Annotated in this window: 14 protein-coding genes; 7 read left to right on the top strand and 7 right to left on the bottom strand. The window is 68.3% G+C overall.

Translation table 11 applies throughout. The annotated features are described in order from the left end of the window. Nucleotides 1–82: 82 nt before the first annotated feature. From SNAS_RS03600 to SNAS_RS03625, 6 genes are all read left to right on the top strand, one after another. A complete protein-coding gene (locus SNAS_RS03600; protein WP_013016014.1) occupies nt 83–1,918 on the top strand; it encodes a phosphoenolpyruvate carboxykinase (GTP) in 1,836 nt (611 codons plus the stop codon). 56 nt (nt 1,919–1,974) lie between these two features. Next, the gene (locus tag SNAS_RS03605; RefSeq protein ID WP_013016015.1) at nt 1,975–2,745 is read left to right on the top strand and encodes an isoprenyl transferase; all 771 of its coding nucleotides are present in this window, start codon (nt 1,975–1,977) and stop codon (nt 2,743–2,745) included. Between the two features lie 247 nt (nt 2,746–2,992). Next, entirely contained in the window at nt 2,993–3,655 is a 663-nt protein-coding gene (locus SNAS_RS03610; RefSeq protein WP_013016016.1) for an aggregation-promoting factor C-terminal-like domain-containing protein, read from the top strand. Between the two features lie 258 nt (nt 3,656–3,913). Beyond that, the gene (locus SNAS_RS03615; RefSeq protein ID WP_013016017.1) at nt 3,914–4,597 is read left to right on the top strand and encodes an aggregation-promoting factor C-terminal-like domain-containing protein; all 684 of its coding nucleotides are present in this window, start codon (nt 3,914–3,916) and stop codon (nt 4,595–4,597) included. 144 nt (nt 4,598–4,741) lie between these two features. Continuing rightward, complete coding sequence (locus SNAS_RS03620; RefSeq protein ID WP_013016018.1) at nt 4,742–5,767, top strand: chitinase; 1,026 nt, start codon at nt 4,742–4,744, stop codon at nt 5,765–5,767. A gap of 120 nt (nt 5,768–5,887) precedes the next feature. Next, entirely contained in the window at nt 5,888–6,859 is a 972-nt protein-coding gene (locus tag SNAS_RS03625; RefSeq protein WP_013016019.1) for an NAD(P)/FAD-dependent oxidoreductase, read from the top strand. Nucleotides 6,860–6,894: 35 nt separating this feature from the next. On the opposite strand, the gene SNAS_RS03630 is transcribed toward SNAS_RS03625, so the two are convergent. The 7 genes from SNAS_RS03630 to deoC all read right to left on the bottom strand — a co-directional run bounded on the left by SNAS_RS03630 (nt 6,895) and on the right by deoC (nt 14,561). Further along, nucleotides 6,895–8,097: an ADP-ribosylglycohydrolase family protein gene (locus tag SNAS_RS03630; RefSeq protein WP_244409105.1), complete on the bottom strand. Its 1,203-nt coding sequence runs from the start codon at nt 8,095–8,097 to the stop codon at nt 6,895–6,897. A gap of 194 nt (nt 8,098–8,291) precedes the next feature. After that, the gene (locus SNAS_RS03635) at nt 8,292–8,714 is read right to left on the bottom strand and encodes a roadblock/LC7 domain-containing protein (protein ID WP_013016021.1); all 423 of its coding nucleotides are present in this window, start codon (nt 8,712–8,714) and stop codon (nt 8,292–8,294) included. A gap of 4 nt (nt 8,715–8,718) precedes the next feature. Then, on the bottom strand, nt 8,719–10,218 hold the full coding sequence (locus SNAS_RS03640; protein WP_013016022.1) for a hypothetical protein: 1,500 nt from the start codon (nt 10,216–10,218) through the stop codon (nt 8,719–8,721). A 135-nt stretch (nt 10,219–10,353) separates the two neighbouring features. Continuing rightward, nucleotides 10,354–11,268: a hypothetical protein gene (locus SNAS_RS03645; RefSeq protein ID WP_013016023.1), complete on the bottom strand. Its 915-nt coding sequence runs from the start codon at nt 11,266–11,268 to the stop codon at nt 10,354–10,356. Between the two features lie 81 nt (nt 11,269–11,349). Next, the gene (locus SNAS_RS03650; protein WP_013016024.1) at nt 11,350–12,210 is read right to left on the bottom strand and encodes an aldehyde dehydrogenase family protein; all 861 of its coding nucleotides are present in this window, start codon (nt 12,208–12,210) and stop codon (nt 11,350–11,352) included. Beyond that, a complete protein-coding gene (locus tag SNAS_RS03655) occupies nt 12,203–13,639 on the bottom strand; it encodes an aldehyde dehydrogenase family protein (RefSeq protein ID WP_013016025.1) in 1,437 nt (478 codons plus the stop codon). Before SNAS_RS03655 ends, SNAS_RS03650 begins: the two co-directional genes overlap by 8 nt. A gap of 1 nt (nt 13,640) precedes the next feature. Then, nucleotides 13,641–14,561, bottom strand: a complete 921-nt coding sequence (gene deoC, locus SNAS_RS03660; RefSeq protein ID WP_013016026.1) for a deoxyribose-phosphate aldolase — start codon at nt 14,559–14,561, stop codon at nt 13,641–13,643. A gap of 68 nt (nt 14,562–14,629) precedes the next feature. Here deoC and upp point away from each other — a divergent pair, with 68 nt between their 5' ends. Then, a complete protein-coding gene (gene upp / locus SNAS_RS03665; RefSeq protein ID WP_041624531.1) occupies nt 14,630–15,262 on the top strand; it encodes a uracil phosphoribosyltransferase in 633 nt (210 codons plus the stop codon). Nucleotides 15,263–15,290 lie beyond the last annotated feature (28 nt).

Consider the following 15,290-nt stretch of genomic DNA (forward strand, 5'->3'; position numbering starts at 1 on the left):
CATCGGTGCCGCGGGCGTTTTCCCGCCTTCGCATTCCGCCGCGATCCGGCGTAGCGGGCACACATCTCAAAGGAGCACCCGTATGAGCGCATCTCCGGCTATCCCCGGCCTGGACGAAGCACCCACACAGCACCCGAAACTTCGTGAATGGGTCAAACAGGTAGCCGCACTCACCACTCCGGACACGGTGGTCTGGTGCGACGGATCGGACGCCGAGTGGCAGCGGCTGACCGATGAACTGGTGGCAGCCGGGACCCTCGTCCGCCTGAACGAGGACCGGAAACCGAACTCGTTCTGGGCCCGCACCGACCCCAGCGACGTCGCCCGCGTCGAGGAACGCACCTTCATCTGCTCGGTCGACGAGGCCGACGCCGGACCCACCAACAACTGGATGGCGCCCGACGAGATGAAGGCGACCATGACCGAGCTGTACCGGGGGTGCATGCGTGGCCGCACCATGTACGTCATCCCGTTCTGCATGGGCCCGCTGACCGCCGAATCACCCATGTTCGGCGTGGAGCTCACCGACTCGCCCTACGTCGTCACCAGCATGCGCATCATGGCCCGGATGGGCTCGGGCGTTCTGGACGCGATGGGTACCGAGGCCGACTTCGTCCCGGCGCTGCACTCGATCGGCGCGCCGCTGGAACCCGGCCAGACCGACGTGCCGTGGCCGTGCAGCCAGACCAAGTACATCTCGCACTTCCCCGAGACCCGGGAGATCTGGTCCTACGGCTCCGGTTACGGCGGCAACTCGCTGCTGGGCAAGAAGTGCTACTCGCTGCGCATCGGCTCGGTCATGGGCCGCGACGAGGGCTGGCTGGCCGAGCACATGCTGATCCTGCGGCTGACCAGCCCGCAGGGCAAGGTCTACCACGTCACCGGCGCCTTCCCGAGCGCCTGCGGCAAGACCAACCTGGCGATGCTGGAGCCGACCATCCCCGGCTGGAAGGTCGAGACCCTCGGCGACGACATCGCCTGGATGCGGTTCGGTGAGGACGGTCGTCTGTACGCCGTCAACCCGGAGTACGGACTGTTCGGCGTCGCGCCGGGCACCGACTACACCACCAACCCGAACGCGATGCGCACCATCGCGAAGGGAAACTCGCTGTTCACCAATGTGGCCCTCACCGACGACGGCGACATCTGGTGGGAGGGAATGGGAGAAGCACCGTCGCATTTGACCGACTGGAAGGGTCGCGACTGGACGCCCGACTCGGGTGAACTGTCGTCCCACCCGAACAGTCGCTTCTGTACTCCCATCAAACAGTGCCCGATCCTGGCCGACTCCTATGACGACCCCCGGGGCGTCCCGATCGACGCGATCCTGTTCGGAGGCCGCCGCGCCTCGACGATCCCGCTGGTGAGCCAGTCCCGCGACTGGGCCCACGGCGTGTTCCAGGGCGCGACCCTGTCGTCGGAGACCACCGCCGCCGCCGTCGGGCAGGTCGGCGTGGTGCGTCGCGACCCGATGGCGATGCTGCCGTTCATCGGCTACAACGGCGCCGACTACTTCGCGCACTGGATCGCGATGGGCAAGGGGGCCGACGGTTCCGGCGACGACTCGAAACTGCCCAAGATCTTCTACGTCAACTGGTTCCGCCGCGGCGAGGACAAGCGCTTCCTGTGGCCCGGCTTCGGGGAGAACAGCAGGGTGCTCAAGTGGGTGGTGGAGCGGCTGGAGGGCTCCGCCGAGGCCGTGGAGACCCCGGTCGGGTTCGTCCCGACCCCCGAGGCGCTGGACACCGAGGGCCTGGACCTCGACGCCGACGACCTGGCCGCCGCGCTGCGCGTCGACCCGGAGGAGTGGCGGGCCGAGCTGCCGCTCATCACCGAGTGGTTCGAGAAGTTCGGTGACAAGCTGCCCGGCGTCCTGTGGGCCGAACTCGACGCGCTCAAGGCCCGCCTGAACGGTTAAGGATCTGTCCCAGTAGCCGCTCAACTGCCGCGATACACCGGCGTAGGCTGTCCGGCGTGGTGTTGCGCGATCTGCTGTACAAGGTTTACGAGAAGCGGCTTGCCCGGCAACTGGAGGGCAAGCCGCTTCCTCAACATGTGGGGGTCATGGTCGACGGCAACCGCCGCTGGGCCAAGGACATGGGCTTGCTCAACCCCAACGACGGCCACCGCGAGGGTGCCGAACACATCAAGCGGCTGCTGCGCTGGTGCGACGAGATGGGCGTCGGGCATGTGACGGTGTGGCTGCTGTCCACCGAGAACCTGTCCCGTCCGGCCGCCGAACTCGACCCGTTGCTGCAGATCATCGAGGACCTGGCCGTGGAGCTGGCCGAGGAGGGCCAGCCCTGGGGGCTGCGGATCGTTGGCGCGCTGGACCTGCTGCCCGCCAAGCACGCCACCGTCATCAAGGACGCCGCCGAACGCACCCGCGACCGCAACGACGGCGCCATCATCAACCTGGCGATCTGCTACGGCGGCCACCGCGAGATCGCCGACGCGGTGAGGTCGCTGCTGCAGGAGTACGCCCGCGGCGGCAAGACCCTCGACGAGGTCGCCGACCTCATCGAGGAGGGGCACATCGCCAAGCACCTCTATCTGCACGGCCAGCCCGCCCCCGACCTGCTGATCCGCACCAGCGGTGAGCAGCGGCTGTCGGGGTTCCTGCTGTGGCAGTCGGCCTACTCGGAGTTCTACTTCTGCGACATGAACTGGCCCGACTTCCGGCGGGTCGATTTCCTGCGGGCGCTGCGGTCGTACGCGACCCGGCAACGCCGCTTCGGGGTCTGATCCGGCGTCGAATTCCGAATCCCTTGCGGGATTTGGATACCCGGTAGGGGTCGGGTGGAATACCTCACCTCTGTTTTCACACGAGTCACAAAAACTCATACGTCTGTGTTGACTGTCGTCATCACTTCGTGCGCTTCCCTTGTCGCTGAACGTTTTTCGCTGGCAGGGTTCGCAGCTGTTGCCGTTCGGACGTCCTGGGGACCTTCGCTCGGCAACGACCGTGTTAAGCGAGCGAAGAGGACAGATCGTGAACGACGCGCCCGAAGAAAACGTCGAGCCGACCCGAAAGACCTCGCGTGGACAGCGCCTGCGCGGCTGGGTGACCAGCCAGCCCAGGCTGCGGCTGGGCCTGGTCGGAGTGGTCGCGCTCGCGCTCGTCGCGGGAGCCTGGACCGGCGTCAGCTACGCCAGCAACGGATCCGAACCGGCCGCGGCGAAACCGAGTGCCACCGCCGACGCCGGTGACAGTCAGTCGCTGTCGCCGGAACCGCACCCTTCGACGGCTCCCGAGAAGGAGAAGACCGAGAAGGAGAAGAAGCCGAAGCCCAAGGCCACCGAGGAAGAGGAGAAGCCCAAGACCGAGGCTCCGGCTCCCGGTTGTGACGGCTTCTCGGGCAACCAGCTGACCGCCTGCAAGATGCTCGACGACCACGGCTTCGGCACCGACCAGATGGACTGCCTGTCGCAGCTGTGGGACCACGAGAGCGGCTGGAACCACCAGGCCAGCAACGGCTCCTCGGGCGCCTACGGCATCCCGCAGGCGCTGCCGGGCGACAAGATGGCCAGCGCCGGTTCCGACTGGAGCAGCAACCCGGCCACCCAGATCGAGTGGGGTTTGGGCTACATCGCAGACCGTTACGGAAACCCTTGCGGCGCTTGGGGTTTCTGGCAGAGCAACAACTACTACTAGGACGTCTCCGATCGGTGGACCCCGGTCCACCGATCGGTTGATTTCCCGGTACCGGCGTGAATGCCGGGCAAATCGACCAAAAAGTGTGAAAAGGACGGTGCCGGGTTCGTTGGCCTGCTTGGGAAGATGCGGTATGGTGTCCCGCGGCCTCATTCAGCGATACCCGCGAGATTGCCAAAACCGAGACACTCGGGCATGGTGGTGTGCGGCGTTCGCCATGACGCCGAGCCCATGTTGCCTGCGGAAGGAATTCCACGCGTGGTTCCCCTGCTGACCAAGCTGGCCTGCCGAACCTTCGCCGTGCTGCTCCTGATCTCGGGAGTCGCGATCGGTGTTCACATGGGTCTCACCGACAAGGGGATCACCCCCGCCGATGACCCCCGTGCGGTGGCCCAGAACGACCTGGCGAATACGCAGGAAGAGCAACAAGAGGACACCTACGACTGGCACGCTTCCTACGCGAAGAACGCCGCCAACCAGGACGCCTCCTCCAAGGCCGAGAGCATGGCCGACGTCGCCGCTGACCAGGCCAAGGCTCTCGACGGCGCCTACAAGGACGCCAAGGAAGAGGCCGAGGAGAAGGAAGAAGAGGAAGGGAGCGGCGGCGGATCCACCGTCGACATCCCCTCCAGCTGCAAGGAATTCTCCGGGAACAAGGCCGCCGGTTGCGCCCTGCTGCAGGAGGCCGGTTTCGGCCTCGACCAGATGGGGTGCCTGGAGCCGCTGTGGGACAAGGAGAGCGGCTGGAACGAGAAGGCCTCCAACCCGTCCGGTGCCTACGGCATCCCGCAGGCGCTGCCGGGCGACAAGATGGCCTCTCACGGCGATGACTGGCAGACCAACCCGGACACCCAGATCCGTTGGGGCCTTGACTACATCAAGGGCCGCTACGGCGACCCGTGCAGTGCCTGGGACCACTCACAGGCCAACGGTTGGTACTAGGTCGTAGTAATCCTTACCGAACTGTAAGTCTTTCTAAAGTCTTGCCGGAACGCGCCGAGTCATCTTGACTCGGCGCGTTCCGCGTCATTAGCCTCTGCCTCAGGAAAGTTAGTTCACTAAATATTGAAATAGAGGCAACCCCCAATGAGCGTTACCGGCAAACGTTATTGGCGCGTGGCCGCGGTGGCGGCGATCGCCCTGGCGGCGTCCACAGGAATCGCGCTGACCTCACACGCCGACGACACGTCCACCAAGGACTCGTCCACGGCCGAACTCCCCAAGCACACCCTGACCGGCTACTGGCACAACTTCGACAACGGCTCCACCGTCAAGCGACTGTCCGATGTGCCGGCCGAGTACAACATCGTGGCCGCGGCCTTCGCCGAGGCCGACGCCTCCAAGCCCGGTGCGGTCACCTTCGGCGTCAGCCCCGAGGTCTCCGACGCCCTCGGCGGCTACAGCGACGACGACTTCAAGGCCGACGTGAAAGCGTTGCAGGACAAGGGACAGCACGTCATCCTGTCGGTCGGCGGCGAGAAGGGCAACGTCGTCGTCGACGACGCGACCAAGGCGGCCAACTTCGCATCCAGCGTCAAATCCCTCATGGACGAATACGGCTTCAACGGCGTCGACATCGACCTGGAACACGGCATCAACGCCCAGCACATGGGAGCCGCCCTCAAAGATCTGTCCTCACAGGCCGGAGACGGTCTCACCATCACCATGGCCCCCCAGACGATCGACATGCAGTCCACATCGACCGAGTACTTCAAGCTCGCGCTCGACATCAAGGACATCCTGACCGTCGTCAACATGCAGTACTACAACTCCGGCTCCATGAACGGCTGCGACGGCCAGGTCTACGCGCAGGGCACGGTCGAGTTCCTCACCTCGCTGGCCTGCATCCAACTGGAGAACGGCCTGTCGCCCAGCCAGGTCGGACTCGGGCTGCCCGCCACGTCCCAGGCGGCGGGCGGCGGTCACGTCGACCCGGCCGTGGTCAACGCCGCCCTCGACTGCCTGGCCAAGGGCGAGAACTGCGGCTCCCACAAACCTCCGAAGACCTACCCCGACATCCGTGGCGCCATGACCTGGTCCATCAACTGGGACGCGACCAGCGACTACGCCTTCGCCAAGACCGTGGGCGGCCACCTGTCCGAAATGCCATAGAACTTCATCCCGTTCCCATCGCGGCAAGGCACGCGCCACCCGGCGTGTGCCTTGCCGCGATGTCGCTCGGTCGTTACGGTTAACCCAGAGTCTCTCCAGGGCGAAACGCGGTGGTGCGACATGGACTCCTACGATCTGGCCATCATCGGTGCGGGACCGAGCGGACTGTTCGCCGCCTACTACGCGGGGTTCCGGGGCCTGTCCACCGTGGTGGCCGACGCGCTGCCCGAACCCGGCGGCCAGATCACCGCCATGTACCCGGAGAAGATGATCTACGACGTGGCCGGGTTCCCCGCCATCAAGGGCCGCGACCTGGTCGACAACCTGGTCCGCCAAGCCGCCATGTCCAACCCCCACTACCTGCTCGGCAACCGGGTCGAGGACCTCGAATACGTCGACGGCCAACCGATCCTGTCCTTCGCCGACGGCACCCGCCTGCGCTTCGGAGCCGTCATCATCACCGGCGGCCTGGGCAGCTTCACCTCCCGCCCCCTCCCCGCCGCCGACTCCTTCACCGGCGAGGGCGTCGTCTACTTCGTCCCGGAACTCGCGGCCCACACCGACAAGGACGTCGTCATCGTCGGGGGCGGCGACTCGGCTTTCGACTGGGCCCAGGCCCTCCACCCCATCGCCCGCAGCGTCATGCTGGTCCACCGCCGCGAGAAGTTCCGCGCCCACGCCCGCAGCGTCACCGTGGTCCGCGACCTTGGCGTCCCGATCGTCGTCAACGCCCAAGTCGCCCGCATCCTCGGCGACGGCACCGTCAGCGGCGTCGAGATCGCCGTCAAGGGCGAAGCCGACGCCCGCACCTACCCGGCCGACACCGTGGTCGCGGCGCTGGGCTTCACGGCCGACCTGGGCCCCCTGGGCCGCTGGGGCCTCGAACTCGACAAACGCCACATACGCACCGATTCCACCACCGCCACCAACCTCCCCCGCGTCTTCGCGGCCGGCGACATCGCCGACTACCCGGGCAAGGTCCGGCTCATCGCCACCGGCTTCGGCGAAGCGGCCACCGCCGTCAACAACGCCGCCGTCGCCATCAACCCCGACGCCCACCTCTTCCCCGGCCACTCCAGCGACGACGGCTGAGTCGTCACCTCGCCGCGCTCGGCGGCCTCCGATGGTCAGTCCGGCAGCGGTTCCCGTGCGCTACGCCATTCCGTGGGAATCGCCGCTGATCCCAGGTGTCCGGAGACGATGCCGCCGACGATCGCGCAGTTGGTGTCGATGTCGCCGCCCACCGAGGCGGTGGCCCAAAACGCCGCCGGGAAGTCGCTCAGGTTGTGTATCGCCAACCAGGCGCAGATGGGCACCGTGTCGGCGGCGGTGGTGGCGCTTCCGTTGCCCAAGAGGCGGGCCGCGTCCTCAGGCCGGGTCGAGTCGGGGAGGTCGCGAGCGTCCATCAGACCGTCGCGGACGGCTCCCGGCGGCGTTGCCGCTATCACCTGGGTCAGCAGTTCGACGGGTGGCGGCACCTCGTCCGCGGCCGCCAGGGCGGCGGCGACCGCGACCGCGACGGCCCCGGCGATGCCTTCGGCATGGCTGTGGGTGATCTCGGCCGACAGGGCCGCCTGTTCGACGACCTGGTGGGTTCCCCGGTCGGCGAACCAGGCACCGAGCGGGGCGACCCGCATCGCGGCGCCGTTGCCGAAGGATCCGTTGCCGCCGAACAGTTCTGAGGACAGTTGGCGCCAGTCCTCCCCGTCGCGAACCCGGCGCAACAGCCGGGCGGCTCCCGGTCCATAGCCGCGGTACAGGTCGAACTCGGCGGCGAAACCGCGCGCCAGTTCGTCCTGCCGGACCTCGTCGTGTTCACACAGGTGGGTGGTGAGGACGGCGGCCATCTGGGTGTCGTCGGTCCACTGCCATAGTCCATCAGGGACGGTCTGGGATCGATAGTGCTCGCGGTTGTCCGGCACGAAGAACTGAGCACCGAGCGCGTCGCCGACACTCAGCCCCTCAAGAGAGGCCCTCGCCCGGAGCCCTCGGTCGGCGCGCTGGAACTGTTCCAGTGTGTCGTCTTCGTCGAGCAGCAAACTGTTGACGAGCATGACGAACTGGCCCGGGTGATTGACGGTGTCGCGGTGCCGACTCGGGTCGGTCTCGACCTGTAGCTCGGTCACCGCCCAACCATCACCATCGGGCGCGAACCGGGCGCGGTAGATTTCGTAGCCGGTCCAGCTTCGGGAGAGTCGAAGCGTGGTGCCATCGCTCCACGCGTCCCACTTCTCCTCCATGGACATGGCGTGAAGTCCGAGCCGAACGCGTTGCCACTCCACTTCGGAGTAGTGGCGTTGCGGCGGCGGTAGCGTGCGTGGCGCGAGCATGGGGTGGACGGTGCGGGGTTCGGGCTGAGCTTCGGTGGGGGCGGCCGGTCTGTGACCGACGATGCTGTGGCGCCACAGCAGATAGCGAAACTGCGATGTCCAGTTGCGGGAAATGGGTGCTCCTCCAGGTGTCGGCGAACACCGTATCCCCGCGCGACCGGTTGAGCCAACAGGATTGCCCGGTCGTGGCGGGGTTAGGAGACGGTGGGGAACTGGCCGGTGTTGGTGAGGGCTTCGTCGAGGAGGGGGCGGACCTGGGCCGCGAAGTGGCCGATCTCGTAGCCGAGTTGTTCGCGGCTGCACTCCGAGACGGCCAGGAGGGAGAGGCAGATCTGCGGACCCACCGGGGCTGCCAGGAGGAGGCCTTCCGCCATCTCGACGATGACCTGGTTGGCGGGGCCGTAGTCCATGACCTGGCCCGCGCCGTCGCTGATGGAGAGGATGCCCGCGCCGATGCTGGCGAGTTGGAGGGCGCGTTCGCGGGGGAGGCCCGCGGACATGGCCAGTGGCATGCCGTCGACGCTGACGAGGACGGCGTGGGAGAGGCCGGGTGTGCGCGCCACCAGGGACGCCAGCAGCATGCTGAGTGAGCGTTCGTATACCCCGAGATCGGTCATGCCGTTATGATCCCGTTCCCGCGCCTACGGTTTCGCGGCGCGCTCGGCTCCAGCCGCGGAAGAAGCCGGCTGTGCGGGAGGCGAGAGCGGTCGCGTCGCGGCTGATCGGGGCGGCGGGGGCGTCGGAGAGGATTGCTGAGCCAGGGACGAGGTTGGCCTGGGGGACGCGGCGGGGGAGGCCGCTGGGTGTCGTCTCGGCGTTGCGGCGGTTGTCGCTGGCCGCTTCCGCCGCGCGCCAGCCCTCGTCGGCGGGGAAGTTCCAGGCTTCCTCGGAGTCCTCGATGGCGGCGGGGCCCTTGAACCAGGCGGAGCGGGCCTGGCTGAAGATCAGCAGATCGTCGTCGTCGGCTTCGTCGAAGCCGGTGGGCAATTCGCTGACCGGGACCGAGAGGGCGTCGGTCTTGGGTTCGACCGAGGTGGTCGGGTGGGTGCCGGTGGGGGGTTCGACGTATTTGGGGGGTTCCGGCATGAGCGGGAAGCCCTCGGCCTCGGCGCGGGCCCGTTCGGCGCGGGGGTGGAGGGGGGCCGTGACGGGTTCGTCGTGGTCGACCGGGTCGGCGGCGACCGGGGTGCGGGTCGGCAGCGGGTCGGCCGCCTTGCCGCGGCGGGGGCGTGGGATGGGTGGCTCGGTGTCGGGTGGTTCGGCCGCGCGGCGACGGGAGCGCGGGGCGGACTCGGAGGCCGACCGGCGGGAACGGGACGGGGGTGCCTCGGCCGGGGTGTCGGTCTCGGTGGCGCGGCGGCGGGAACGGCGCGTGGGGGGCTGTGGGGCCGCCGGGACGGCCATCTGGTCGTCCAGGGCGGTGGCCAGGGCCAGACAGGCGCGTTCGGCGGCCAGCACCGAGTCGGCGGTGGCCGCGACGGCTCCGGCCACCCGGGGTTCGAGCTGGTACTGGAGTTTGCGTTGCGTGCGTTCCAGGGCCAGCGCCAGTTCCTTGACGCGGCTGGGTTCCGGCTTGGCGCGGGGTGGGACCTCGGCGGCGTTGGCCTCGGCGCCCAGCGCCGTGCGCAGCACCTCCAGCGCGGCGGTCTCGGTGGGGTCGCCCCAGGCGGCCAGAGCCGCCGGGTGGGTCTGGCGCAGCACTTCGATGAGGGACGCGTGCGAGGCGTGTGCGTTGCGGGCCAAGGTGTGCAGGCCCCCGACCAGCTGGCAGACCGGGGTCGGTTCCTCTGTGCCGAGTTGGGCGGTCAGTTCGCCGCGCGCCAGCATGCGGGCAATGTGGACGGCCTTGTCCAGCGGGTCCTCGGAGTTGACGTCGACCTTGTTGGCCGACGCCGTCGGCTGTCCGGCCGAAGCCGCCAGCCGCCGCAGGTCCCGGGTGTCGGCGAGGTCGGCGACCGCGACGCGGAGGATGTCGGCGTGCCGGACCCACATGCGGCACAGCGCCAGGTATCCGAAGGCGTCGTCGGTGACCTCCGCGGTGGCGATGACGCCGCCGCGCTCATTGACGACCGCGGCCGCGATCGTCGTCGTGTCGCCAGTCAGTCCACAAAAGATCCGCAATGCCTGCGCTCCTCTCAGCCGCCCTGCCGCCGACACTACCCGCCGGTTATGGCATTGGCCAGCCGTGCCGGGCTCGCACCGGGTTGGGGACACCGGTCACGGGCCGAACTACCGACCCATGGTTTCAAACGGATCTCAGTTTCGCCAGTCGACCGTTTCGTTGATTTTGTTGACGATCCCGCGCCAGGCCAGCGCCGTTTGCTGGGTACCGATCTTGCGGATCTTGCGTTTGGCGAACATGGCCTTGAGGCCGCCGTCGACGACGGACCGCAGGTGGTTGTCGAGTCCGTCCAGCGGCGAACCGACCGCCAATGTGGACATGACGGTGGGCAGTCGCAGCGCGTATCCCAGGTCACGGGCCAGTTCCCCGGCGCCGATCATCAGCTCGGGGTCCCAGGAGTCGTGGCCGCCGCGCAGGTTCTTCACGACCAGGTCGAGCTCGTAGCTGTCGTCCTCGGCGGGCACGACGTAGTCGACCTTGATGCCCTTGACCAGCTCGTCCCAGGTGTCGATCGCCTCGAGATCGGTGGGGGCGCCGGATTTGACGAATTCGACCAGTGCCTCGGCCGACTCGAACAGCGGCAGTTTGCCGTTGAGGGTCAGGAAGATCGGGATTTCCTCCGGCTCGGCGGCTTCGGGCTCCTCGTCGGAGTCCTTTTCATCCGCTTCGTCATCGGAGTCCGTTTCGGACTCCTCGGAGTCGTCGATCTCCTCGTCGTCCTCGTCGTCCTTCTTCTTGTCCTTCGCCTTGGCCTTGTCCTTCTTGTCGGCCTTGACGGGCTTCTCGTCCTCGTCAGCCTCGGCTTCGGGTTCTTCCTCCCCGTCCTCGACGGCGTCGGACATGCGGTAGGCGCGCAGGGTCAGCCCGACCCCCTTGGGCAGGGCGATTTCGACGGGCTCGACTCCGACCTTCTCCCAGAAGGCGTCCGCCTTGGCGGTGCGCTGCGGCGTGTCGTCAGCGTCCAGCTCATCGGTGTCGTTGTCGGCTTCCGTGGTTTCGGTCTCGGAGGACGTGTCGTCCTCTTCGGGAGCCTTCTTGTCTTTGGCCACTGCGGTCTCCGCGTCGTGATCGTTGATTCGTCGGACAGAGCATAAGAGTCGCATCGCCCGTCAGCGCGCGTGGGGCTCGCGTCACACCCCGGCGGGATGCCACACCGTCTTGATCTCGACGAAGCGTCGCAGCCGGTCCAGGCCCGGATCGGCGTTCCAGTCCGGGTTCGCGGGCCGCAGCACCCGGGTGAGGGTCTCGGCGGCGGCGGTCTCGGCGTCGCGGGCCAGATCGGCGTCGGCGACTCCACACAGGTCGACGGCGTTGACGTCGGCGTGCGAGGCGAACCAGGGCGTCAGCTCGGCGACCTGGCCGGTGAGGATGTTGACGACGCCGCCGGGCACGTCCGAGGTCGCCAGCGCCTCGGCCAGCGCGACGGCCGGAAGCGGACGGTCCTGCGAGGCCAGCACCACGACGGTGTTGCCGGTGACGATCGCGGGCGCGATGACGCTGACCAGCCCCAGCAGCGCGTCGTTCTGCGGCGCGACCATCGCGGCCACCCCGACCGGTTCGGGCGTGGAGTGGTTGAAGAACGGGCCCGCCACCGGGTTCGCGCCGCCCAGCACCTGCGGCAGCTTGTCGGCCCAGCCCGCGTACCAGACCAGCCGGTCCACGGTCGCGTCCACTTCGGCCTCGGCGGCCTTGATGGTGGCACCCGAGTTGCGCAGTTCCTCGATGAACTGGCCCCGACGGCCCTCCACCATCTCGGCGACGCGGTAGGTGATCTGGCCGCGCAGGTACGCGGTGGCACCCGCCCAGCCCGGCTGCGCCTTGCGGGCGGCGGCCACGGCGTCGCGGACGTCCTTGCGGGACGCCCGGGCCGCGTTGGCCAACAGCGATCCGTCCGATGCGGTCACCAGGTACGTCCTCCCGGACTCGCTACGCGGGAACTTGCCGCCCACGTAGAGCTTGTAGGTCTTGCGGACCGAGACACGTTTAGACATCGAGATACGCCTCCAGGCCGTGGCGGCCACCCTCACGTCCGTATCCGGACTCCTTCAACCCGCCGAACGGCGAGGTCGCGTCGAACTTGTTGAACGTGTTCGCCCACACCACTCCGGCCTTGAGCTCGGTCGCGGCCCACAGGATCCGCGAACCCTTCTCGGTCCACACGCCCGCGGAGAGTCCGTACGGGGTGTTGTTGGCCTTGGCGATCGCCTCGTCGGGGGTGCGGAAGGTCAGCACCGACAGCACGGGGCCGAAGATCTCCTCGCGGGCGATGCGGTGCGCCTGCGACACGCCGGTGAAGACGGTCGGCGCGAACCAGAACCCCGACTCGGGGATGTCGCACGCGGGCGACCACGCCTGCGCGCCCTCGGCGGAACCGGCGGCGGTCAGGTCCTTGATGCGGGCCAGCTGCTCGGCGGAGTTGATGGCGCCGATGTCGGTGTTCTTGTCCAGCGGGTCGCCCAGCCGCAGGGTCTCCATGCGGCGCTTGAGTTTCTCCAGCACCTCCTCGGCCACCGACTCCTGCACCAGCAGCCGGGAACCGGCGCAGCACACGTGCCCCTGGTTGAAGAAGATGCCGTTGACGATGCCCTCGACGGCCTGGTCGAGCGCGGCGTCGGCGAAGACGATGTTGGCGGCCTTGCCGCCCAGCTCCAGGGTGAGCTTCTTGTCGGTGCCCGCCACGGCCTTGGCGATCTGACGCCCCACCTGGGTGGAGCCGGTGAACGCGACCTTGGCGGCGCCGGGGTGCGACACCAGCGTCTGGCCGGTTTCGCCGGCGCCGGTGATGATGTTGACGACGCCCGGCGGCAGCTCGGCCTGCTGGCAGATCTCGGCGAAGGCCAGCGCGGTCAGCGGCGTGGTCTCGGCGGGTTTGAGGACGACGGTGTTGCCGCAGGCCAGCGCGGGCGCGATCTTCCACGCCAGCATCAGCAGCGGGAAGTTCCACGGGATCACCTGCGCGGCGACGCCGAGCGGCCTGGGCGCGGGACCGAAACCGGCGTGGGCCAGTTTGTCGGCCCAGCCCGCGTAGTAGAAGAAGTACGACGACACCAGCGGCAGGTCGACGTCGCGGGACTCCTTGATCGGCTTGCCGTTGTCCAGTGACTCCAGCACCGCCAGCTCCCGGGAGCGTTCGGCGATGAGCCGGGCGATCCGGAACAGGTACTTGGCGCGTTCGGCGCCCGGCATCGGGCCCCACACCTTGTCGTAGGCGCGCCGGGCGGCCGTCATCGCCGCGTCCACGTCGGCCTGCCCGGCGGACGAGACCTCGGCGAGGATCTCCTCGTTGGCGGGGTTGACCGACTTGAACGCCGAACCGTCACTCGGGTCGACGAACTCGCCGTCGATGAACAGGCCGTAGGACGGCTTGATGTCGACGATCGCGCGGGATTCGGGCGCGGGAGCGTATTCGAATAGCGACATGTCAATCCACCGTCACGTAGTCGGGGCCGGAGTAGTGGCCGGTAGCCAGTTTCTGGCGTTGCATGAGCAGGTCGTTGAGCAGGCTGGAGGCGCCGAAACGGAACCAGTCGGGGTCCAGCCAGTCCTCGCCGGCGACCTCGTTGACGGTCACCAGGTAGCGCATCGCGTCCTTGGTGGCGCGGATGCCGCCCGCGGGTTTGACACCCACCTGGCGGCCGGTCTCGTCGCGGAAGTCGCGCACCGCCTGCAACATCAGCAGTGTCACCGGCAGCGTCGCGGCCGGGGACACCTTGCCGGTGGAGGTCTTGATGAAGTCGCCACCGGCGTACATGGCCAGCCAGCTGGCGGCGCGGACGTTGTCGTAGGTCGCCAGTTCGCCGGTCTCCAGGATCACCTTCAGGTGTGCCTCGCCGCAGGCTTCCTTGACGGCGACGATCTCCTCGTACACCTCGTCGAGGCGGCCGGACAGGAACGCGCCCCGGTTGATGACCATGTCGATCTCACCGGCACCGGCGGCCACCGCGGCCTTGGTGTCGGCGATCTTGACCTCCATGGGCGCCTGGCCCGACGGGAAGGCGGTGGCGACGCTGGCCACGTGCACGCCCGAACCGGCGACGGCCTCGGCCGCGACCGGCACCATCGACGGATAGACGCACACGGCCGCGACGGCGGGGCAGGACGGGTCCGAGGGGTCGGGACGCATCGCCTTGGCGCACAGGGAACGCACCTTGCCGGGGGTGTCGGCGCCCTCCAAAGTGGTCAGGTCGACCATCCGGATCGCGGTGTCGATCGCCCACTTCTTGGCGGTGGTCTTGATGGAGCGGGTCGCCAGTCCGGCGGCGCGCTGCTCCAGCCCCACCTGGTCGACACCCGGCAGGCCGCGCACGCGCGCGACCGCGTCCGCGGTGAGTAGAGAGGTCATGACGGCGATCTTACGTTCATCGATCGCGGCAGTTCCTGAGTGTTGACCAGCCGGTAGGGTACGGGTTCGTGGACGTACAAGTCGTGGAACACCCCCTCGCCGCCTCCCGTCTGACCGTGATGCGGGACGCCCGCTCCGACTCGGCGACCTTCCGGGCCGCCCTGCGGGAGTTGACCACCCTGCTGGTGTACGAGGCGACCCGCAGCATCGCCGCCGAGACCTTCGCGGTGACCACGCCGGTGGCGACCACGACCGGGACCCGGCTGGCCAATCCGCCGCTGCTGGTGCCGGTGCTGCGGGCCGGACTGGGAATGGCCGACGCCGCCCACCGGCTGCTGCCCGAGGCCACGATGGGCTTCGTCGGGCTGGCCCGCGATGAGCAGACCCACGAGCCGCGCGCGTACATGGAGTCGCTGCCGGACGACCTGGCGGGACGGCACGTCGTCGTCTTGGACCCGATGGTGGCCACCGGCGGTTCGCTGGTGCGCTGCTGCCAGATGATCGCCGACCGCGGCTGCACCGACATCTCCGTCGTGTGCGCGCTGATCGCCCCCGACGGCATCGAACGGCTGCGCAACTCGGGCCTGCCGCTGTCGGTGACGACCGGCTCCATCGACGAGGGCCTCAACGACGACGCGTTCATCGTCCCCGGCCTGGGCGACGCGGGCGACCGCCAGTTCGGGCAGTACCGCCGGTTCTGAATCGCTGGCACTGACGCTTGAACCGGGC

It is taken from the genome of Stackebrandtia nassauensis DSM 44728 (assembly GCF_000024545.1).
Classification (GTDB): domain Bacteria; phylum Actinomycetota; class Actinomycetes; order Mycobacteriales; family Micromonosporaceae; genus Stackebrandtia; species Stackebrandtia nassauensis.

What these genes read in the sequence shown, in the direction of transcription:
- SNAS_RS03655 (WP_013016025.1), bottom strand. Translation starts at nt 13,639, where the DNA reads ATGTCGCTATTCGAATACGCTCCCGCGCCCGAATCCCGCGCGATCGTC.
- deoC (WP_013016026.1), bottom strand. Translation starts at nt 14,561, where the DNA reads ATGACCTCTCTACTCACCGCGGACGCGGTCGCGCGCGTGCGCGGCCTG.
- SNAS_RS03635 (WP_013016021.1), bottom strand. Translation starts at nt 8,714, where the DNA reads ATGACCGATCTCGGGGTATACGAACGCTCACTCAGCATGCTGCTGGCG.
- SNAS_RS03620 (WP_013016018.1), top strand. Translation starts at nt 4,742, where the DNA reads ATGAGCGTTACCGGCAAACGTTATTGGCGCGTGGCCGCGGTGGCGGCG.
- SNAS_RS03650 (WP_013016024.1), bottom strand. Translation starts at nt 12,210, where the DNA reads ATGTCTAAACGTGTCTCGGTCCGCAAGACCTACAAGCTCTACGTGGGC.
- SNAS_RS03630 (WP_244409105.1), bottom strand. Translation starts at nt 8,097, where the DNA reads ATGCTCGCGCCACGCACGCTACCGCCGCCGCAACGCCACTACTCCGAA.
- SNAS_RS03600 (WP_013016014.1), top strand. Translation starts at nt 83, where the DNA reads ATGAGCGCATCTCCGGCTATCCCCGGCCTGGACGAAGCACCCACACAG.
- SNAS_RS03625 (WP_013016019.1), top strand. Translation starts at nt 5,888, where the DNA reads ATGGACTCCTACGATCTGGCCATCATCGGTGCGGGACCGAGCGGACTG.